The organism is Caballeronia udeis (genome assembly GCF_001544555.2).
In the GTDB taxonomy this organism is placed as follows: Bacteria; Pseudomonadota; Gammaproteobacteria; order Burkholderiales; family Burkholderiaceae; genus Caballeronia; species Caballeronia udeis.
This window is the reverse complement of the sequence record NZ_FCOK02000049.1, coordinates 30,794-49,151: the sequence shown is the minus strand read 5'-3', so window position 1 is coordinate 49,151 and position 18,358 is coordinate 30,794. Positions and strand designations below refer to the sequence as shown.

22 protein-coding genes and 1 tRNA gene are annotated in these 18,358 nt (G+C 60.7%); 11 read left to right on the top strand and 12 right to left on the bottom strand.

Annotation, left to right across the window (positions count from 1 at the left end; all coding sequences use genetic code 11):
- Positions 1 to 150: 150 nt before the first annotated feature.
- Positions 151 to 537 (top strand): hypothetical protein, encoded by a 387-nt coding sequence (locus AWB69_RS28715; protein WP_231937275.1) that lies wholly within the window; start codon positions 151 to 153, stop codon positions 535 to 537.
- 151 nt (positions 538 to 688) lie between these two features.
- Positions 689 to 1,330: a DUF2939 domain-containing protein gene (locus AWB69_RS28710; RefSeq protein WP_062090217.1), complete on the top strand. Its 642-nt coding sequence runs from the start codon at positions 689 to 691 to the stop codon at positions 1,328 to 1,330.
- Between the two features lie 147 nt (positions 1,331 to 1,477).
- Here the strand turns inward: AWB69_RS28710 and AWB69_RS28705 are convergent, their stop codons facing one another.
- Complete coding sequence (locus AWB69_RS28705) at positions 1,478 to 1,984, bottom strand: universal stress protein (RefSeq protein ID WP_062090216.1); 507 nt, start codon at positions 1,982 to 1,984, stop codon at positions 1,478 to 1,480.
- Between the two features lie 400 nt (positions 1,985 to 2,384).
- Between AWB69_RS28705 and nodI the strand changes: the two genes are divergently transcribed.
- Positions 2,385 to 3,350, top strand: coding sequence for a nodulation factor ABC transporter ATP-binding protein NodI (nodI, locus tag AWB69_RS28700; RefSeq protein WP_082913636.1), 966 nt, complete (start codon positions 2,385 to 2,387; stop codon positions 3,348 to 3,350).
- A gap of 69 nt (positions 3,351 to 3,419) precedes the next feature.
- The gene (locus AWB69_RS28695; RefSeq protein ID WP_062090215.1) at positions 3,420 to 4,220 is read left to right on the top strand and encodes an ABC transporter permease; all 801 of its coding nucleotides are present in this window, start codon (positions 3,420 to 3,422) and stop codon (positions 4,218 to 4,220) included.
- Between the two features lie 129 nt (positions 4,221 to 4,349).
- Here the strand turns inward: AWB69_RS28695 and gnd are convergent, their stop codons facing one another.
- From gnd to AWB69_RS28680, 3 genes are all read right to left on the bottom strand, one after another.
- Entirely contained in the window at positions 4,350 to 5,336 is a 987-nt protein-coding gene (gene gnd / locus AWB69_RS28690; protein WP_062090214.1) for a phosphogluconate dehydrogenase (NAD(+)-dependent, decarboxylating), read from the bottom strand.
- Between the two features lie 6 nt (positions 5,337 to 5,342).
- Positions 5,343 to 7,439, bottom strand: a complete 2,097-nt coding sequence (gene tkt / locus AWB69_RS28685) for a transketolase (RefSeq protein ID WP_062090213.1) — start codon at positions 7,437 to 7,439, stop codon at positions 5,343 to 5,345.
- A gap of 283 nt (positions 7,440 to 7,722) precedes the next feature.
- Positions 7,723 to 8,775: an NADP(H)-dependent aldo-keto reductase gene (locus tag AWB69_RS28680; RefSeq protein ID WP_062090242.1), complete on the bottom strand. Its 1,053-nt coding sequence runs from the start codon at positions 8,773 to 8,775 to the stop codon at positions 7,723 to 7,725.
- Between the two features lie 205 nt (positions 8,776 to 8,980).
- Here AWB69_RS28680 and AWB69_RS28675 point away from each other — a divergent pair, with 205 nt between their 5' ends.
- The 3 genes from AWB69_RS28675 to AWB69_RS28665 all read left to right on the top strand — a co-directional run bounded on the left by AWB69_RS28675 (position 8,981) and on the right by AWB69_RS28665 (position 11,311).
- On the top strand, positions 8,981 to 10,423 hold the full coding sequence (locus tag AWB69_RS28675; RefSeq protein WP_062090212.1) for an MFS transporter: 1,443 nt from the start codon (positions 8,981 to 8,983) through the stop codon (positions 10,421 to 10,423).
- Between the two features lie 217 nt (positions 10,424 to 10,640).
- A complete protein-coding gene (locus tag AWB69_RS28670) occupies positions 10,641 to 10,886 on the top strand; it encodes an AbrB/MazE/SpoVT family DNA-binding domain-containing protein (RefSeq protein ID WP_062090211.1) in 246 nt (81 codons plus the stop codon).
- On the top strand, positions 10,886 to 11,311 hold the full coding sequence (locus AWB69_RS28665) for a type II toxin-antitoxin system VapC family toxin (RefSeq protein ID WP_062090210.1): 426 nt from the start codon (positions 10,886 to 10,888) through the stop codon (positions 11,309 to 11,311). The genes AWB69_RS28670 and AWB69_RS28665 overlap by 1 nt, the downstream gene beginning before the upstream one ends.
- A 264-nt stretch (positions 11,312 to 11,575) precedes the next feature.
- Here AWB69_RS28665 and AWB69_RS28660 read toward each other — a convergent pair.
- Positions 11,576 to 11,651, bottom strand: a tRNA-His gene (locus AWB69_RS28660).
- Between the two features lie 99 nt (positions 11,652 to 11,750).
- On the bottom strand, positions 11,751 to 12,752 hold the full coding sequence (gene dusA / locus AWB69_RS28655) for a tRNA dihydrouridine(20/20a) synthase DusA (RefSeq protein ID WP_062090209.1): 1,002 nt from the start codon (positions 12,750 to 12,752) through the stop codon (positions 11,751 to 11,753).
- Between the two features lie 284 nt (positions 12,753 to 13,036).
- On the opposite strand from dusA, the gene AWB69_RS28650 reads away from it, so the two are divergent.
- Positions 13,037 to 13,330 carry a hypothetical protein gene (locus AWB69_RS28650; protein ID WP_063977937.1) on the top strand — a complete coding sequence of 98 codons (294 nt, stop codon included), beginning with the start codon at positions 13,037 to 13,039 and terminating at the stop codon, positions 13,328 to 13,330.
- Between the two features lie 261 nt (positions 13,331 to 13,591).
- Positions 13,592 to 14,017 (top strand): hypothetical protein, encoded by a 426-nt coding sequence (locus AWB69_RS28645; RefSeq protein WP_062090207.1) that lies wholly within the window; start codon positions 13,592 to 13,594, stop codon positions 14,015 to 14,017.
- On the opposite strand, the gene AWB69_RS28640 is transcribed toward AWB69_RS28645, so the two are convergent.
- The 4 genes from AWB69_RS28640 to AWB69_RS28625 form a co-directional block, all read right to left on the bottom strand.
- Positions 14,014 to 15,120 (bottom strand): enoyl-CoA hydratase/isomerase family protein, encoded by a 1,107-nt coding sequence (locus AWB69_RS28640; protein ID WP_062090206.1) that lies wholly within the window; start codon positions 15,118 to 15,120, stop codon positions 14,014 to 14,016. The genes AWB69_RS28645 and AWB69_RS28640 overlap by 4 nt on opposite strands.
- A 63-nt stretch (positions 15,121 to 15,183) precedes the next feature.
- The gene (locus AWB69_RS28635; protein ID WP_062090205.1) at positions 15,184 to 15,798 is read right to left on the bottom strand and encodes a TetR/AcrR family transcriptional regulator; all 615 of its coding nucleotides are present in this window, start codon (positions 15,796 to 15,798) and stop codon (positions 15,184 to 15,186) included.
- Between the two features lie 108 nt (positions 15,799 to 15,906).
- On the bottom strand, positions 15,907 to 16,188 hold the full coding sequence (locus AWB69_RS28630; RefSeq protein ID WP_062090204.1) for a DUF1488 family protein: 282 nt from the start codon (positions 16,186 to 16,188) through the stop codon (positions 15,907 to 15,909).
- Positions 16,189 to 16,249: 61 nt separating this feature from the next.
- Positions 16,250 to 16,621, bottom strand: a complete 372-nt coding sequence (locus AWB69_RS28625) for a hypothetical protein (RefSeq protein ID WP_231937274.1) — start codon at positions 16,619 to 16,621, stop codon at positions 16,250 to 16,252.
- 87 nt (positions 16,622 to 16,708) lie between these two features.
- Here AWB69_RS28625 and AWB69_RS28620 point away from each other — a divergent pair, with 87 nt between their 5' ends.
- Entirely contained in the window at positions 16,709 to 17,014 is a 306-nt protein-coding gene (locus AWB69_RS28620) for a hypothetical protein (RefSeq protein WP_062090202.1), read from the top strand.
- Positions 17,015 to 17,149: 135 nt separating this feature from the next.
- On the top strand, positions 17,150 to 17,467 hold the full coding sequence (locus AWB69_RS28615; RefSeq protein WP_156529001.1) for a hypothetical protein: 318 nt from the start codon (positions 17,150 to 17,152) through the stop codon (positions 17,465 to 17,467).
- A 31-nt stretch (positions 17,468 to 17,498) separates the two neighbouring features.
- Here the strand turns inward: AWB69_RS28615 and AWB69_RS28610 are convergent, their stop codons facing one another.
- Together AWB69_RS28610 and AWB69_RS28605 are read right to left on the bottom strand one after the other, a co-directional pair.
- Entirely contained in the window at positions 17,499 to 17,837 is a 339-nt protein-coding gene (locus AWB69_RS28610; RefSeq protein ID WP_062090200.1) for an SMR family transporter, read from the bottom strand.
- Between the two features lie 3 nt (positions 17,838 to 17,840).
- Positions 17,841 to 18,344: a heme-degrading domain-containing protein gene (locus AWB69_RS28605; RefSeq protein WP_062090199.1), complete on the bottom strand. Its 504-nt coding sequence runs from the start codon at positions 18,342 to 18,344 to the stop codon at positions 17,841 to 17,843.
- Positions 18,345 to 18,358: the final 14 nt, after the last annotated feature.

Here is an 18,358-nt window from a genome sequence, read left to right as displayed (position 1 = left end):
GATTTTGCAGGGCGGCGGGTGTTCCGGGTGTTCCCGCTCCCAGCCGCGCTGCCCTTGAATTCCGGCCCTATAAAGCGTGACGGACATCGCATCCGCGATGAACCGGTGCGCGTCCTATTGTTATCGATCATCGGTTATCGGAGAAACATCATGGAACGATTCGCCCGGCTGTTTTCTGCTTCTTTTTTATCCGCATCGTTCGCGCCGACGGCACGTGCGCCGCTGTCGTTTCGGCAATTCCGCGAGTTCGGCCGCTTGCGGCACCTGCGCTCGCTGATCTCCTGCAAGACACCAAAGCCCGCCGACACCCCCGATCTCTTCGACGAACTGCCCGTCCTGCCTTCGCGGCAACCGGCATTCGCCCGGGTATCGCTGAGTGCATCGGTGCATACGCAGGCCGAACAACGTGCGCCGGTGCGGGTTTATCGCGGTGAATCGCGGGTCATCATGGTCGGCAATATTGCAGCGGTATCGCGCATGATCGACCGCTGTATCGACGAGGAGCGTGCGGGCGCTGAAGGCGGATTACTCGCCTGATTCGAAGAAACAATAGAATTTACAGGGGTGAAGCAGGGATAATTCTGGCGCCGTTGCGGTCCATCTGAAGGGTCGAGTCGTTTCTGGTTTCTACTCTCTACTCGTGCATTCGAGCCGCATCCACCTCATCAGCCAAAAGGCGCCTTAGCGTATGTCCCGTACCAGCAAGTCCGTTGTCATTGCGTTGTTGGTTGTTATTGTCGTGGCGGTACTCGGCTGGATCTATGCGTCGCCGTATATAGCGCTCGACCGGTTGAAGCGCGCCGCCGACGCCCGTGACGCTCAAACGGTGAATCAGTATGTCGACTTTCCGCTGCTGCGTGAAAGCCTGAAGGACCAGGTCGGGCAGTTGTTGACGCGAAAGATCGACATACAGAAGAGCGGCAATCCGTTAGCGATGATCGGCGCCATGATTGGCGCAGCGCTAATCGGCCCGCTGGTTGACTCGTATGCCACGCCCGACGGCGTGGCCGCGATCCTCAATGGCATTCCCCCACGAGGCGATCCGGGCGAGAAACCACCGGTTCCGTCCGAGGCAAGCGGCGCTGTTGCCGTGGCTCCGGGAGCCGTGCCAGCGCCTCAGCCGCAGCCGGCGCCCGCCCAACCGGCGCCTACCGTCGCTTCGCCGCCCGCACCGAAGCCGCCGCCGCAAACTACGGCGGGGTATCGAAGTTTCGATACCTTCGCGGTGAACTACCAGCACGGCACCGGCGACGCACGCTATTCAGCCATTTTTCGGCGCTACGGGTTGTTCTCGTGGAAACTGGTCGCGGTGGAGCTGAACGGCAGCTAGGCGATTGATCGGCTTTCCCACAGCAACAGGACTGTTCGCCCTGTTGCTGCGGGTTGATAGCCTGATCCTGATAGCCTGATAGCGAACCCCGGCTTGGCCGTTTTTTTGCTCCGGGCCCGCGCCCTCAGCCCACGCCGGCGGGCCGCATCAAACATTCGCCTCGGCTTTCGCGGGCATCGCGGCGTGTGCAGCGTCTTCCTCCTCGGCAGATGTACCCGTTGGCGACACTGCCACCAAAATGCTGCATGACACCCGATCCATCAGCGGCGTGTTGCCCGAGCCCATCCACCAGCGCGCGAGACCCGTGCGGCACCGGTGTCCCACCACCACCAGATCCACCTGCAAGCTCTGCGCGAGCCCCGCGATTTCATCGATAGGATGGCCGAACGCAAAGTGGCCCTGCGCCGGAACACCCCGTTCGGTCAGCCACTCCACGCCTTCGCGCAGGATGTCCCGGGCGGCGTCTTCGAAACGGCCGCATGCCATATCGGTGAGGAGGCCGGCGCTTTGGGCGATGCTGGAGCGCATGTCGACAACGGCAAGCACATGCGTTTCGGCTTTCAGGTCAAGCGCCAGATTCGCGCCGTCACGTAACGCCTTGCGCCCCTCGCGGGAACCGTCGTAACACAACAGGATTTTTCGGTAGCTCGCCATGGTGGTTCTCCGCGCTGCATGAAGGCAGCAAAGGGCATCAAAAAACGGTCGTCATAGTCTTGCAGATTCTGCCCCGTGGGCCGGGCGGGCGACAAAACCCGGGCCGCGTTGCCTTCATCATGGTGCGTCCCTGAAACGGTGGCAACGATGGAAAACGCTAATGCGGCCCGGTCGCTTGGCGAACGCCAAGCGGACACCGTGCCAGGTCCGTGAGTCCCTTGATGGGCGGGCCTTCAGGTCATTAGCCCAAGCTTCGCGAAAGCGTCCGGCGACCACAAAATGGCCCCCGTGCGCGCCCGCAGTGCAGTTCAGACAGAGGGACGCGCCTCGTTGGTGCAATCGATTAAACTAGTTAGCTTGTTTTAAGAGCCAACTTCCGACCCAACACCTGAGTTCGCGCATGTCAGATGCAGCAGTGTTACCCGCCGACGCAAACCGCACGACTGCCGCGCCGGGAAATCCGGCGATCGAGTTTATTGACGTCGAAAAACATTACGGTGACAAGACCGTCGTCAACGGCCTGTCGTTCCACGTTTTGCCCGGCGAGTGTTTCGGCCTGCTTGGCCCCAACGGCGCGGGCAAGACCACCACGCTCAAGATGCTGCTCGGCCTGACCGCGCCGGATGCAGGCACGATCCGTCTTGTGGACGAACCCATTCCCGGTCGCGCCCGTTATGCCCGGCGCCGCGTGGGCGTGGTGCCGCAATTCGACAACCTCGATCCGGACTTCACCGTCCGCGAAAACCTGCTCGTTTTCGGCCGTTATTTCGGCATGAGCGGCAGCGAGATTGAAGCCGTGGTGCCGTCGCTGCTCGAATTCGCCCGGCTGGAAAGCAAGGCGAACGCACGGGTAGGTGAGTTGTCGGGCGGAATGAAGCGTCGGCTCACGCTCGCGCGCGCACTCGTCAACGATCCCGACGTGCTGGTCATGGACGAACCGACCACCGGACTCGATCCGCAAGCGCGGCACCTGATCTGGGAACGGCTGCGCTCGCTGCTTGCACGCGGCAAGACGATTCTGCTCACCACGCACTTCATGGAGGAGGCCGAACGGCTTTGCGACCGGCTGTGCGTGATCGAGGAAGGCCGCAAGGTAGCGGAAGGCAAACCCGACGACCTGATCCAGCGGGTGATCGGCTGCGACGTGATCGAGATCTACGGTCCCGATCCGCAAGCCCTTCGCGAAGAACTCCTGCCGTTCGTCGCCCGTATGGAGATCAGCGGCGAGACCCTGTTTTGTTACGTCGATGACCCCGCGCCCGTGCATCAGCGCGTAAAGGGACGGCCTGGCGTGCGTTATCTGCACCGGCCGGCAAATCTTGAAGATGTGTTTTTGCGCCTGACCGGGCGCGAGATGGTGGACTGATCGATGTCGAGCGAACCGAATGTGAACACCGCTGAGTCCCCTGAGTCCTCTCCTAGTGCAACGCGTACGGTGCGCCAGCCTCAACGCGAACCGCTCCTCAGCGCGATGCCCGCGAACGCATCGAACTGGATGTCGGTCTGGCGGCGGAATTATCTCGTCTGGAAAAAACTCGCGATTGCGTCGATGTTCGGCAACCTCGCCGATCCCATGATTTATCTGTTCGGACTGGGTCTCGGGCTCGGCCTGATGGTCGGTCACGTGGACGGCGTTTCGTACATCGCGTTTCTCGCGGCAGGGACGGTGGCCTCGAGCGTGATGATGTCGGCGAGTTTCGAGGCCATGTACTCCGGCTTCTCGCGCATGCATGTGCAGCGCACGTGGGAAGCGATCATGCATACGCCGCTGACTTTGGGCGACATCGTGCTCGCGGAAATTGTGTGGGCCGCGAGCAAGTCGGTGCTTTCCGGCGTGGCGATCATGCTGGTGGCCGGCGTGCTCGGCTACGCGAGTTTTCCGACCATGCTTTATGCGTTGCCCGTGATTGTCCTGACCGGTCTGGCGTTCTCCAGCACGGCGATGATCGTGACCGCGGTGGCGCCGAGTTACGACTTCTTCATGTTCTACCAGACGCTCGCGCTCACGCCCATGTTGCTGCTATCCGGCGTGTTCTTCCCGCTCACGCAATTGCCGGCGGTGGCGCAAAACGTCTCGCTATTGTTGCCGTTGTCGCACGCGGTCGCGCTGATCCGGCCCGCGATGCTCGACCGGCCGGCAGAACATGTCGTGCTGCATGTGGCCGTACTTGCAGCCTATGCCATCGTGCCGTTTTTCATCTGCGCGGTATTGTTCCGTCGACGGATGATGCGTTAACCGCGTGACCGGAAGGTAAGACCGGTCGAAGCTGTTTCAATAAAGAGAAAAGCCGTTCCAACTCACGTTGAAACGGCTTTTTTACCCATCTTCAACCCGCTTGCCGCTCAGGAAAATCCAGCAAAAAGATCACTTCAGTCCGGGCGTGAATTCCTTGTGACCACCGAACCCGAAGCGCATGGCCGACAGCATACGGTCGGCAAACGAATTTTCTTCACGCGACCGGAACCGCGAATACAACGCCGCCGATAGAACTTGCGCCGGCACTGCTTCCTCGATCGCCGCCTCGATCGTCCAGCGCCCTTCGCCGCTATCGGCCACTTCGGCGGAGTATTTATCAAGCGTGCTATTGCCGGCCAGCGCACCCGCCGTCAGATCGAGCAGCCACGACGACACCACGCTGCCACGCCGCCAGACTTCGGCAATATCTGCAATGTCCAGATCGTAGCGCTGTGCCTCTGGCAACTCGGTCGACGACTTGTGCTTGAGGATGTCGAATCCTTCCGCGTACGCCTGCATCAAGCCGTACTCGATCCCGTTATGCACCATCTTCACGAAATGGCCGGATCCCACCGGACCCACGTGCATATAGCCGTTTTCTACACGTGTATCGCGGCCTTCGCGATTCGGCGTGGCGGGAATATCGCCGCGCCCGGGAGCCAGCACGGAGAGAATCGGATCGTGCCGCTGCACCACGTCCTTGTCGCCGCCGATCATCATGCAATAACCGCGCTCGAGGCCCCACACGCCGCCGGACGTGCCGACATCGACGAAATGGATGCCCTTCTCCTTCAGCTTCGCCGCATGGACAATGTCGTCCTTGTAGAAGCTGTTGCCGCCGTCGATGACCGTGTCGCCCGCGTCAAGGATCTCGTAGAGATCGTTCAGCGTGTCTTCGGTGATCTTGCCCGCCGGCAACATCAGCCAGACCGAGCGCGGCGCGGCAAGCTTCTTCACGAGATCGCCCAGATCACTCGCACCGGTCGCGCCGTCGGCCACGACCGCCTGCGTCGCTTCGGGCGCATGGTCGTACACCACGCAGGTCTGCTCGCCCCGCATCAACCGGCGTGCAATGTTCGCGCCCATACGGCCTAGTCCAACGATTCCGATCTGCATGATGGCTTACTCCTTATGGCTGGTTTTGGCGCGTTCGATCTGCTTTTTCGCTTCGTCGTAGACGTGTTCCGGCGTGAAGCCGAATTTCTTCTTCAGGTCGGCGAGCGGAGCCGACGCCCCGAACGTATGCATCACGATCTGCGAACCGAGGCGGCCGACATAGCGGTCCCAGCCGAGCGCGCCTGCCTGCTCCACGCACACACGCGCGGCGATATCCGGCGGAAACACGGAATCCTTATAAGCGTCGTCCTGCCGTTCGAACAGGTCCCATGACGGCATGGAGACGACCCGCGCCGCGATTCCCTCGCTCTTGAGCTTCTCATAGGTGTCGACGCATACCGACACTTCGCTGCCTGTCGCCATCAGGATAACTTCGGGTTTCTTGCCGCCTTCAGCGTCGGCGAGAACATACGCGCCTTTGTGAACCCCCTTCGCCGATGCATACTTTGACCGGTCAAAAGTCGGCAGCGGCTGGCGCGAGACCACAATGCACGCCGGCCGTTGCGGTTCGGACAATGCGGCACGCCACGATTCGGCGACTTCGTTCGCATCGCCCGGACGATAGGTGCTGAGCCCCGGCACCCCGCGCAATGACGCCAGTTGCTCGATCGGCTGATGCGTCGGACCGTCTTCGCCCACACCAATGGAATCGTGCGTGAACACGTAGATCACCGGCACTTCCATGATCGACGAAAGCCGGATAGGCGGCTTCATGTAGTCGCTGAAAATCAGGAACGTGGAACCGTAGGGCCGCAGGTTCGACAACGCGATGCCGTTGCAGATTGCGCCCATTACGTGCTCGCGAATACCGAAGTGCAGGTTGCGGCCGGCGTAGTTGTCGTACTCGAAACTGCCCGCGCCTTCGAACTTCATATCGGTTTTCGTCGATGGCGACAAATCCGCTGAACCGCCGATCATCCAGGGGAAACGCTTTGCAATGGCGTTCAACACCTTGCCCGATGATTCCCGCGACGCCATGCCCTTTGCATCGGCGTCGAATGTGGGAATATCCGCGTCCCAACCCTCCGGCAACGCGTGCGCTTCGATCTGCGCAAACTCCTTCGCCAGATCCGGATACTTCTTCGCGTAGTCATCGAAACTCTTTTGCCACGCAACGCGTGCCGCCTTGCCACGCGTGCCGATGCCCTCGTTGAAGTGCTCGTACACACCGTCCGGCACGAGGAAACTCGAGTCCTCCGGCCAGCCGTAAAACTTCTTGGCGAGCTTGATTTCATCTACGCCCAGTGGCTCGCCATGCGCCGCGGAGGTGTCCTGCTTATGCGGCGCACCCCAGCCGATAATGCTCTTCACCACGATCAGCGTAGGTCCGTCGGTGTTGGCCTTCGCCTGGTTCAGCGCGGCTTCGAGCGCGGCGCCGTCGTTGGCGTCGTCAACGTGCATCGTGTTCCAGTGGTAGCCCTTGAACCGCGTTTCCACGTCGTCGCTATACGCAAGGTCCGTGTGGCCTTCAATGGTCACGCGGTTGCTGTCGTAGATCCAGGTCAGATTCGACAACTTCAGATGCCCCGCCATGGAGGCCGCTTCGTGCGAGATGCCTTCCATCATGTCGCCGTCGCCGCACAGCGCATACACGTGATAGTCGAAAATCTGCGCATCCGGCTTGTTGAAATGCGACTCGTACCAGCGCCCGGCCATCGCCATGCCGACGCTATTTCCCAGCCCCTGCCCGAGCGGACCCGTCGTGGTTTCAACGCCTGACGTCATGCGGTATTCCGGATGGCCCGGCGTCTTGCTGTCGAGTTGCCGAAAATGCTTGATGTCATCCAGCGATACAGCCGGACCATCCGTTGGCTTACCGGCGTGATCGACGGCTTTCACCCCGGTCAGGTGCAGCAGCGAGTACAGCAACATGGACGCGTGGCCAACCGACAGCACGAAGCGGTCGCGATTCGGCCACAGCGGTTCAGCCGGGTCATAACGCAGATGGTTTTGCCACAGGTGAAAGCCCACCGGCGCAAGCGCCATCGGGGTGCCCGGGTGACCGGAATTGGCTTTTTGCACGGCGTCCATGGACAGCGTGCGGATGGTGTTGATGGCGAGGGTGTCGAGATCGGAAGAGGACTTCGAGGGGGTTTGTGGCATGAGCGACGACTCCTTTGCGTAGGGCGCGCTGAGGCACGAGAGGCACCACAGCGGCAACCGGGACCTTCGAGCAAGTGTAATGCCATGACAACTGGCGCGTCACCAACGAGCAGCGAAGCGCGCGCCAGCCAAGCACTGGCGCGGCTTATGACAGACGATTACGACATCAACCGAGACAACAACTTTACGCTTGAAACCATGCAAAAACGGATGCAGCGGGTAAAAAATCGTGGCCGTTCTCACTCAGCGTACGACAAGCGTATGACACTTTTCAGCGAAACGATCAGGGTGCGGGATTCGGCTGGGCTTCGTGAAGCGCATCGATTTCGGCCAGGATCTCATCCGACAATTTCACGTCCAGGCTGCCGATGTTCTCGTGCAATTGCGCGAGCGTCGTTGCGCCGATCAGCGTGCTGGTGGTGAACGGCCGGCTGTTCACGAACGCAAGCGCGAGTTGCGCCGGACTCAGGCCGTGACGCCTGGCGAGTTCCACGTAAGCGCTGATCGCCTTGACCGCATGCGGCTTGCTATAACGGGCAAATCGCTCGAACAGCGTGATGCGAGCGCCCGCCGGACGCGCACCGCCCTCGTACTTGCCGGATAACCAGCCGAACGCCAGCGGCGAATACGCCAGCAGGCCGACGCCTTCCTTGTGCGTGAATTCCGACAGCCCCGTTTCGAACGTGCGGTTCACCAGGCTGTACGGATTCTGGATGCTCACAATTCTCGGCAGGCCGAGTTTGTCGGCAGCCTGAAGGAATTGCGCGACACCCCAGGGTGTTTCGTTCGATACCCCGACGTAGCGGATCTTGCCTGCCTTCACGAGATCGCCGAGCACCGTCAGCGTCTCTTCGATAGGCACCGTGTATTCGTCGTTGACCCACGGATAGTTCGCGCGTCCGAACGTCATGGTGCTGCGGTCGGGCCAGTGCAACTGGTACAAATCGACGTAATCCGTCTGCAGCCGTGCGAGGCTGGTATTAACGGCTTCGGTCAGGTTGGTCCGGTCAAACTGGTTGCCCGCGCCGCGGATGTGCCGCGGGTTGTGCGGCTGGCGTGCGGGTCCCGCGATCTTGGTGGCGAGCACGATCTTCTCGCGTGCGCCCGGGTTCGCTGCCAGCCACGTGCCGATGTACGCCTCCGTGCGCCCTTGCGTCTCAGGGCGCGGCGGCACCGGGTACATCTCGGCGGCGTCGATCAGGTTGATGCCGGCATCGAGCGCGGCATTGAGCTGCGCGTGCGCATCGGCTTCCGTGTTCTGCTCGCCCCAGGTCATCGTGCCCAGTCCGATCAGGCTGACATTGACATCCGTTCCACCGAGTTTCCGGTACTCCATTGCTTGCTTCCCCATGTTGGTGTTCAGGTTTTAAAGGCGCTCGCCGAGTGTCGACGCTACCATAGCGCGGCCCTTGCTGCATCGATGCCCATCGCCACGTCGCGCTCCCGGCCCGGTAAGCTATCGGCATGCGCTGCAGTTGCCTTTCATTAGCTTTTCAATATCGCCGCCTTCATTCAAGATCCGAACACGAGAGACGCCTTCGATGCAGGCCCCCGACCTTTCCCGCACCACGTCCGGCGCGGCGAACCCACGCGGTTCCTCCGTCATCGTGATGCTGGTCGCGGCGACCTTCTTCATGGAGAACCTCGACGGCACGATCATCGCCACGGCGCTGCCGCAAATGGCGCGCTCGTTCGGGCTACACCCCGTCGACCTGAGCCTCGGCATTACATCGTATTTGCTGACGCTTGCCGTATTCATCCCCATTAGCGGCTGGGCCGCCGATCGCTTCGGCCTGCGCACCGTGTTCGGCAGCGCGATCGCCGTGTTCACGGTTGCGTCCGTGCTCTGCGGCATGACGTCGACGCTGCCCACGTTCACGGCGGCACGTGTACTGCAGGGGATTGGCGGCGCGATGATGGTGCCCGTCGGGCGGCTCGCTGTATTACGCGCCACGCCCAAGGAAGGCTTGATGCGCGCCATCTCGATCATTACCTGGCCCGGTCTTGTCGCGCCCGTGATCGGGCCGCCGCTGGGCGGGTTTATCACCACGTATTCGTCATGGCGCTGGATCTTTTACCTGAATCTGCCGCTCGGGGTGATCGGCTTGATCGTGGCGCTTCGTTACCTCGATAACACCCGCGATCACGCCGGCCGCCGCTTCGATTTCCTGGGTTTCGTGCTATGCGGTCTTGCCTGCACGACCCTGCTCTACGCAATGGAACTCGTCGGCCGCAACGACACGCCCTGGGCGCTTGCAAGCGGGCTGATCGCGCTCGGCGTGCTCGCGGGCGTGGCGGCATGGTGGCATGTGCGCCGCGCGGCCGAACCGCTCCTCGATCTCAACGCACTGCAGATCAAGACCTTCAGGGTAGCGATGGGCGGCGGCTCGCTGTTTCGCATCGCCATCAGCGCGGCGCCGTTCCTGTTGCCGCTGATGTTCCAGGTCGGCTTCGGGCTGAACGCGTTCGAATCCGGGCTGCTGACGTTGTCGGTCTTCGCCGGCAATTTATCGATGAAAGTCGTCACCACGCCGGTCATGCGGCGCTTCGGCTTTCGTCCGGTGCTGATCGTGAACGGATTCCTGGCGGCTGCGTCGCTGGCGATGATGAGCTTGATATCGCCCACGACGCCGACCTGGATCATCGTCGCCGTGTTGTTTGCGAGTGGCCTGTCGCGCTCGCTGCAATTCACGGCGCTGAACACCCTCAGTTTCGCCGATGTCGCGAAGGCGCAGATGAGCGGCGCGTCGGCGTTGTCCAGTACGCTGTTCCAGTTGACGATGGGGATTGGCGTCGCGGTGGGTGCCATCGCTTTGAGACTCTCGGAATGGATGCATGGTCACGACGCGCAGACTGTCGTGCCGGCAGATTTCAGTATCGCGTTCCTGATCGTGGGGGCGGTGGGATTGCTCGGGGTGGCGGATCTGTTCAGCCTGCATCGCGATGCGGGTGCGCAGGTCAGCGGGCATGGAGGGAACAGGTGAGGCTGGTTAAACCTGAACATCAGGGAAAGCTATCGCACACCGGGTTAGACAAGACGACGCGGCAAAACAAACTCGGAAAAAACAGAAGCCGTTTCGAATTTTGTTATTCGGAACGGCTTTGCCTGCGGCGTAACAAGGTTGAAAGCCGCGATTGCGTAAACTGAATCCGGTGATATTATGTATATACGTAAACGTATATCAATCGGAGCGCTGTAAGATGAACCTGCAAATTGCAAAATGGGGCAATAGCCTTGCGCTGCGCATTCCTGCCGAATACGTGCGCCGCATTGGCGTGAAGGAAGGCGACCACGTTCAGGTTGACTTGACTATCGACGGCGGTCTTAGCATTCGCGCTTCTAAATGGAACCGCGCCGCTTTCGCTCGGGAGCTTGAAACGACCCGCGAGGCAATGCCAATATCGCAGCCTGTCACGGAAGAGTTGCGGCGCGGAGCGCGTTACTGATGGCGACTTACGTAGACACGTCTGTGCTGGTAGCGTTGTGTGTAAATGAACCCATGAGCGTCGCTGTTGCACGTTGGTATGCAGCGTGCACCGAAGAACTGACCTCCGCCGCATGGTGTGTGACTGAATTTGCAAGTGCCCTCGGCATCAAACAACGGACAGCTCAAATATCCGCCAGGCAAGGGGCGTCCGCATGGCAGGCGTTCGAGCGCCTTTGCGCAAGCGATTTGCAACTACTGCCCGTTGAGCCGTCTACGTTTCATCGCGCCGCCGTGTTGACCTTGGACGCAGCAACCGGGCTTCGTGCTGGTGACGCGCTGCACCTTGCTGCCGCGATGGATGCCAAAGTAAAAACGATGGCAACACTCGATGACGTGCTGGCCCGCAATGCCAAACGTATGAAAATCAAGCCTCTTGATTTTTAAGCGCCTGAGGTATCAGGCAAAGCGGCGGCGCGGGTGCTGTTTCGGAAACGCTTCTCAGCGAGTTGCCGTGATCGATTGCCGATCCGTTTGAATGCCCCACGCACGCTCGCAAGTTTTAGCCAAATCAACATCCAGATTTGGCTAAGACCGTACCTGAGTTGTATATCGGCAGATCTTGACCAAATCTGACTGCACAGTAGTTACATGGATTCCAGAAAACAAAAAGCCCAACTCGTGAAAGTCGGGCTTTTTGCTTTAATCTTTTGGGGTGGCTGATGGGGCTCGAACCCACGACAACAGGAATCACAATCCTGGACTCTACCAACTGAGCTACAGCCACCACTGTCTTACTTCTTACCGCCTCTCTAGCTCACCAAGAACTGGCTTGCTGAATCGAGAAACGAGATTATACGAACAAAGATTCGCTTTGCCTAGTCCCTTATTCGATCAATTCGACAGCATCTCGCAGATGAGTGCGCGCTTCATCGAAAATGGCCATATCGCCGGTTGCGAGGCGGCGGCTATCCGAGAGCACGCGACGCCAGCCACGCGCACCCGCCACGCCTCGATACAAGCCCAGCGCGTGCCGCGTAATGCCACCGAGGAACGTCCCGCGCGCCACTTCCTGACGCGCGTAGTCGATCAAGCCGGTCTCGACTTCCTCGCGCGACAACACGGGCGTTTGCACGCCGTAAAAACGCGAATCGACGCCTGCGAGCACGTAGGGGTTGTGATAAGCCTCGCGGCCAAGCATCACGCCGTCGACATGTTTCAAATGCTCTTCCACTTCGTCCAGCGTCTTGATACCACCATTGATCGATATCTCCAGATGCGGGAAATCGCGCTTCAACTGGTACGCATATTCATACTTCAGCGGCGGAATCTCGCGATTCTCCTTCGGGCTCAAGCCCTTCAGGATCGCATTACGCGCGTGGACGATAAACACCTCACATCCTGCATCCGCAACCGTACCGACGAAATCCCGCACGAACGCATAGTCCTCAACCGCATCCACGCCGATCCGATGCTTGACCGTGACCGGAATCGATACCGCATCACGCATGGCCTTCACGCCATCCGCGACTAGTTGCGGCTCGTTCATCAGGCACGCGCCAAAAGCACCGCGTTGCACTCGCTCGGACGGGCAGCCGCAATTCAGATTGATCTCGTCATAGCCCCATTGCTCACCGAGCTTCGCGCTGCGGGCGAGATCGGCCGGTTCGCTGCCGCCAAGCTGCAACGCGACAGGCGCCTCGCCTGGCGTGAACGCGAGATGGCGTGCGACATCGCCGTGCAGTAGCGCGCCGGTCGTGACCATTTCGGTGTAGAGCCACGTATGCCGCGTCAATATCCGATGGAAAGACCGGCAATGACGGTCAGTCCAGTCCATCATTGGAGCAACGCTGACGCGGCGCGGGCTGGGTTTTGATGCTGTTGACATGGGGAACTGCTAATTTTTAAGCGTGAGACGCGTTTTTTTGGCGTCGAATACACAATTTTACCGTAACGCTCGGCACTGAGCATTGGCTGCGGTCCGCAAGCGGATCAGCTGCAAGATCCGGGGCTCACCCCGCGCAAATCGATCTTGCCTTGCCGCTGAAGCCCTGACTGCTGACTACGCCGCACCAAAAAAACGAATCTTCCACCCTCTCCGATGTCACAAAACTAAACGGCAGCGCCTTGCAGCGCCTCGACAGAAACGCGCGCGCCGATCCGGAGAAAACCATGAAATCCCGCGCCCTTGGAACCCTGCCTGGCATTGTGGCCGCGGCGGCTTCGTTGATTGCTGGTGTCAGCGCTGTAACGACCGTGCAAGCCCAGACTGTGCCTCCTGTCGACTCGGCGTCGATGGTAAAACCACCCCCCGCGCCGGGAGCATCTGATGCGCCCAAGGCCCCGAATGCAAGCGGATCGCGCGCCTACAACCCCGACAACATGCCGATGAAACGCCCTGCGCTTCCGGCCAACGGCGACCGCATGCTGCACAACAATCCGGCGAGCGACGCGATCGCGAAATAACCTCGGCACGAGCGTGGCTCGGCGCACGTGACGCTTCTCGTCGAAGTTCACCTGCCGCAGATAGGATCCGCACGTGGCGCAGGCCTGCTGCCGATCTGCGTCGATAAACCGGAAAATATCGAGCAACATTGGCAAGCACCCCGTTGCATCTACCGCAAAGCTCCACCTGATTGCACCATAACGCGGCATACCCGCCCCTATAATGACGCCACCTTAAAATATTGGCGCAGCCGCGGCTAGCGTCCCAAGCGGTGGTTTTTAATGCAAAAAGTCATTCTGCCGTTCGTTGCGGGCTTTCTCGCCGCGCTGTTTTTCCGTGAAGCGACCATCGCGTTGCTGCATGCAGCCGGGGTGGTCGATCCAGCCGGTTATTCCACAGTTCCGTTCCTTCCGCTGGGCATTCCCGAATTCATCGTCAACGCATTATGGAGCGCGGTTTTCGGCATCCTGATGGCGTGGCTGCTGCGGGTCTCGCCCGAGCGCGCGGCGCCGTGGGTCGGCGCGCTGGTATTCGGCGGCATCGTGCTGACGGCCGCAAGCGTGTTCGTGGTGGACCCGCTGCGCGGCATCTGGCCAAGCGGCAACATGCTTCCCCGCCTCGCGCTCGGATTTGCATCGAATGCGATGTGGGGCTGGGGCGCGCTCGTCTTCCTGCGCGCCTTCACGGCCGGCAGCGAAGCGGACTAATCTGCGAGCGCAGCCAGCGGATGGTCGGGCCCGGTCCACGGGCTGTCGAACATCCGCAGCACCTCTTCCCGCGTCACCGCTTCCACACGCACCACCTTCCACGCGGGCTGGTTGTCCTTATCGACAATGCGTGCCCGAATGCCTTCCATCACGTCGCCATGATCGAACGTTGCACGCGTAAGCCCGAGGTCGCGCCGCAGCGTCTCGGCCATGCTGGACGATTTCGCGCGGTCGACAAGTTCCAGCGAGACATCGATCGACAACGGCGAACGCTCGCGTAGCTCGGCAGCCGTATGCGCGGCCCATTCGCCTTCCGGCCCGCTCGTCGCGCTCTCCAGCGATTTCAGACACGCCGCGCCGTTGCCGGACGCAAAATGCCTGTCGATAAACACCCGGTCCCGCTCAAGATCACTCGCCTTGCCCGCGTCCGGCCGACCCTCTGCCTCGATAAACCGCACGACGTCCGCGCCCGTCGCGAAGGTCCTTTCCTTCAGCGCATCTACCAGCCCGGCCAGCGAGTCGTCTTCCATGCAGGTATCGGCGAGACCGGCGTAGAGCGCATCGGCAGCATCGATCGTCGCGCCCGTCGCCGCGAGATAGCGCCCGATCGCGCCCGGGGTGCGCGCGAGAAACCAGCTAACGCCCACATCCGGAAACAGGCCGATACGCGTCTCGGGCATGGCCAGCTTCGTCGACGCGGCAACCACCCGCACGCCGCCCGTCTTCCTCGCGCCTTGCGAAATGCCCATTCCCCCGCCCATCACCACGCCGTTCATCAACGCGATATACGGCTTCGGATACGTGAAAATCGCATGATTCAGGCGGTATTCATCCGTGAAAAATTCGTCGATGACCGCGCGCTCACCCGCCTTCGCCGATTGATACAGGAAACGGATATCGCCGCCCGCGCAGAACGCGCGCGGATGCGGGCTGTAGATGACCACCGCGTGCACCGTCGCGTCGTCGCGCCAGGCTTCGAGCGCGCCGTGAATGGCATGCAGCATGGACGTGGACAGCGCGTTCAGCGCTTTCGGACGGTTCAGCGCGACAAAGCCGATCCCCTTTGCGCGTTCAATACGAATTTCGTCGATGGATTCAGTCATATGCAATGCAGGTTTCTATTCGTGTGAGGGGAAATAGAGCGGGAAATGGAACCGGAAAGCACGTCAACCCGCGGTTGCGGACGGCCGTCGACGAACAGGTTTCTTGTTCACGCCCGGCAAATACAGATTCAGCATTTCATCTATCAGCGTACCGGTCGGCGCGGCGAAAACTGTCGGGGCCGTCAAGCTCAACGACACGATCCCGTGCAACGCTGCCCACAACGTCCCGGCCCGGGCGGCAGGGTCATGAACAAGCGCCAGCGTCCGGGTCAGCACGGAGAGCACCGTCTCGCCGGCCGATGCCATGTCGCTGAACGCGTCATCGGTATAGGCGGGATTCTGCATGAAAATCAGCCGATACACCTCGGGATGTGCCTGCCCGAACTTGACGTATGCATGCGCCATGGCCCTCAAGCGCTCAACCGGCTCTGCTATGCAATCGTGCACGCGCAGTGCCTCAAGCAGCTGCGCGTGACCCTCGACGCAAAGCGCATACGCAATCGCATCGCGGCCGGCGAAATGCAGATAAAGCGAAGCGGGCGAATAACCGATGACCTCGGCAAGCTTGCGCATGGACAACGCGTCAAATCCCTGGCGCACGACGATTGCCCGCGCCGCATCGAGGATATGGCTGCGTAATAACGGCTGATTCGGGAGGTGGGGCTTCGAGCTGACCATCCCGCGCATTTTCCGCAGGACGGGATCCAAGTCAATTCAAACCTGAACGGTGTTTAGCCCGATGAGCGCTAATTCACGCCAGATCAGATTAATGGCTATAACCGCCGGTCAACTCACCAAGCCCGGCGGAAAGTGCCCGCTTTTCAACAACACGGGCGCGCCCTGGCTGATCGACAGATGTTCCCGCGCGACCGCTTCAATTGTCGGACGAGCGGCGTCGAAGGCGCGAATCCAGCCGCCGCTGTCTAAACTTTCCACACCAAAATGATCCTCCAGCGCCTCGACCGAGATTGCGCACGGCACGCGCTCGCCATCGACCAGCGCGGCAAATACCACAGTGAGATTCGTGTCGCGATACGCGGGTGCGTCGGCTGGGAAAAGGATGTTCATGGCTGCCTCGCACGCAAGAAAACAGATCGCAACGATGGTACTCGCGGAGCAAACCTGCAGTCTACCCCGCAGGTGTCATGCTTGCGCGCATCAGCCCTGCAGGCACATCGACGATCATCAGGGAGACGGCGTCGGGATCGGCGTAGTCGAACCTCAGATGCCGGCTCATGTCTCTTACCCGCTCGCAAAATTGCTCCTGCGCCGGGTGCGTGGCGAGATCGAACAGGCTCAATGCTTCCGTCTCGAACCGATAGTGCACGCCCCACGCAATATTGCCTGGGTGACTTGCCATGCCGCCGGTGCGCCAACTCACGAACAAACACGGTTTTTGATCCGTGCCGATCTCGCTGATATCCGCGCCGCTCGGGAACAAATCGAGCAGCGCCTCGGCTACACAACGCATGGCCGGGTGACGGATATTGAGCGTACGCATCAGCTATTTCTCAGCAATCTGTCAATGTAAGCGCGCGCCGACGCGCCAATGTAATACCCCCGATACGGGCGGTTGACACGTTCTGCCATGGTCTTCCTCTCGATGTTTTATAAGTATTCGTGCGCTGCCCGCGCCTTCAGTAAGGTTTTAACACCGGCAATTAGTTCGCTGCCGTTGCAACCTGTTGCATTTTCCTGCTACGCCTTCGCCAAGGCGACTGGAAAGCAAGCCGCTGCGCTACGCATCGCAAGGCACGCGCCAGCAAGCACCATTTCAAACACATTGATGGAGACCGGCTTGATCCAGGTCAACACGGGCGAATTTTTCCGCGGTCAGCGGTGTGTGGGAAAATGCGTTGCGAAACGTGAAACGCATTTGAGAATCATGTCGTGAGAAAGCGATTTGAAAAGAAGGATCGGCCGCGTCCACGCGTTCCGCCTGAGCTTTTCACGGTTATCCGGCGTTTGTCACCTGAGGAACACAATGAAGCAATTTGCACGGCGCCTGCCGACCCCCTCCCCATTGCGTATGGCGCGAGCTCTACAGGCGGCAGGCCTTGCCCTGGCGGCCGCGGGCGTTTTAGGCCTTGGCGGATGCGCATCGTCGACCGATGCGTCGCTGATTCATCTCCCCGATGGCCAGAGCGGCTACGCCATCAACTGCAGCGGCGCCGACGCCAGCACGACATGGGCGAGTTGCTACGTCATGGCCGGCGAGAAATGCGGCGCGACCGGCTACACGATCGTATCGAAGGATAACGAGGAAGGCGGACCATCGGGCGGCAGCATCACCAACGTGGTATCGGCGAATGTTAAAAACCGTTCGATGGTCGTACGTTGTAACTGATGTTCAGCGTCCTGCCGCTAAACATGTGAGGTCAGTGTGGGCTGACCCTCGAAAACACGTTCAGCACAACCACGCCCGCCACGATCAGGCCCATGCCGAGCACGGCGGGCAGATCGGGGATCTGCTTGAATAGCACCGCCGCCACCAGCGTGATCAGCACAATACCCGCGCCTGACCACACGGCATACACAATGCCAACGGGCAGCGACTTCAGCGTGAGCGAGAGCAAGTAGAACGAGATGCCGTAGCCGATCACCACGATGACGGACGGCACCAGCCGCGAGAATCCCTCCGATGCCCGCAAAGCCGATGTCGCCACGACTTCGGCGACGATCGCGACCGCGAGCAGCATATAAGGCGATGGACGCATGGGTTACGCCTTGTCCGATGCAAACGCGAGCGTGCTTGCGTCGTGACCGAGCACGGCGCACAGCGCTTCGACCACGAACTCGTGATCCTTGCGTTGCGGCAAGCCCGATACAGTCACCACGCCGATCACCCCGGCTCCTTTTACGGTGAGGGGGAATGCGCCGCCGTGCGAAGCGTACTCGGCGGCGGGGAGACTGTACTTATCGGCGAGGGTGGCGGATGCCTGCTGCAGGCTCAGGCCGATCGCGTAGGAACTCACGCGAAAATGCTCGACGGTGCGCGCCTTGCGTTGCACCCAACGGGCGTTATCGGGCGTGGTGCCGTCGAGGGCGGCGAAGAACAGCGGCTGTCCGAAGGTGCGCACTTCGATCGCCACCGCCGCGCCTCGTGCAACAGCCATCTCGCGCAATTGCGAACCGATTTGCCATGCGCGGTTGGAGTCAAATTGCGGGAAGACAAGCGTCTTCTCCTGATGAGCGATGGTCTGGAGATCTTGAGCGATATTCATAAGCAATGGCTTCC

Coding starts and splice junctions, on each gene's coding strand:
- AWB69_RS28625 (WP_231937274.1), bottom strand. CDS start 16,621: ATGCGTACGCTCAATATCCGTCACCCGGCCATGCGTTGTGTAGCCGAG.
- AWB69_RS28675 (WP_062090212.1), top strand. CDS start 8,981: ATGCAGGCCCCCGACCTTTCCCGCACCACGTCCGGCGCGGCGAACCCA.
- gnd (WP_062090214.1), bottom strand. CDS start 5,336: ATGCAGATCGGAATCGTTGGACTAGGCCGTATGGGCGCGAACATTGCA.
- AWB69_RS28680 (WP_062090242.1), bottom strand. CDS start 8,775: ATGGAGTACCGGAAACTCGGTGGAACGGATGTCAATGTCAGCCTGATC.
- AWB69_RS28665 (WP_062090210.1), top strand. CDS start 10,886: ATGGCGACTTACGTAGACACGTCTGTGCTGGTAGCGTTGTGTGTAAAT.
- AWB69_RS28615 (WP_156529001.1), top strand. CDS start 17,150: ATGGCGCGAGCTCTACAGGCGGCAGGCCTTGCCCTGGCGGCCGCGGGC.
- AWB69_RS28710 (WP_062090217.1), top strand. CDS start 689: ATGTCCCGTACCAGCAAGTCCGTTGTCATTGCGTTGTTGGTTGTTATT.
- AWB69_RS28645 (WP_062090207.1), top strand. CDS start 13,592: ATGCAAAAAGTCATTCTGCCGTTCGTTGCGGGCTTTCTCGCCGCGCTG.
- AWB69_RS28705 (WP_062090216.1), bottom strand. CDS start 1,984: ATGGCGAGCTACCGAAAAATCCTGTTGTGTTACGACGGTTCCCGCGAG.
- AWB69_RS28620 (WP_062090202.1), top strand. CDS start 16,709: ATGGTCTTCCTCTCGATGTTTTATAAGTATTCGTGCGCTGCCCGCGCC.
- AWB69_RS28670 (WP_062090211.1), top strand. CDS start 10,641: ATGAACCTGCAAATTGCAAAATGGGGCAATAGCCTTGCGCTGCGCATT.
- AWB69_RS28610 (WP_062090200.1), bottom strand. CDS start 17,837: ATGCGTCCATCGCCTTATATGCTGCTCGCGGTCGCGATCGTCGCCGAA.
- AWB69_RS28635 (WP_062090205.1), bottom strand. CDS start 15,798: ATGGTCAGCTCGAAGCCCCACCTCCCGAATCAGCCGTTATTACGCAGC.
- nodI (WP_082913636.1), top strand. CDS start 2,385: ATGTCAGATGCAGCAGTGTTACCCGCCGACGCAAACCGCACGACTGCC.
- dusA (WP_062090209.1), bottom strand. CDS start 12,752: ATGTCAACAGCATCAAAACCCAGCCCGCGCCGCGTCAGCGTTGCTCCA.
- AWB69_RS28605 (WP_062090199.1), bottom strand. CDS start 18,344: ATGAATATCGCTCAAGATCTCCAGACCATCGCTCATCAGGAGAAGACG.
- AWB69_RS28630 (WP_062090204.1), bottom strand. CDS start 16,188: ATGAACATCCTTTTCCCAGCCGACGCACCCGCGTATCGCGACACGAAT.
- AWB69_RS28650 (WP_063977937.1), top strand. CDS start 13,037: ATGAAATCCCGCGCCCTTGGAACCCTGCCTGGCATTGTGGCCGCGGCG.
- AWB69_RS28640 (WP_062090206.1), bottom strand. CDS start 15,120: ATGACTGAATCCATCGACGAAATTCGTATTGAACGCGCAAAGGGGATC.
- AWB69_RS28715 (WP_231937275.1), top strand. CDS start 151: ATGGAACGATTCGCCCGGCTGTTTTCTGCTTCTTTTTTATCCGCATCG.
- tkt (WP_062090213.1), bottom strand. CDS start 7,439: ATGCCACAAACCCCCTCGAAGTCCTCTTCCGATCTCGACACCCTCGCC.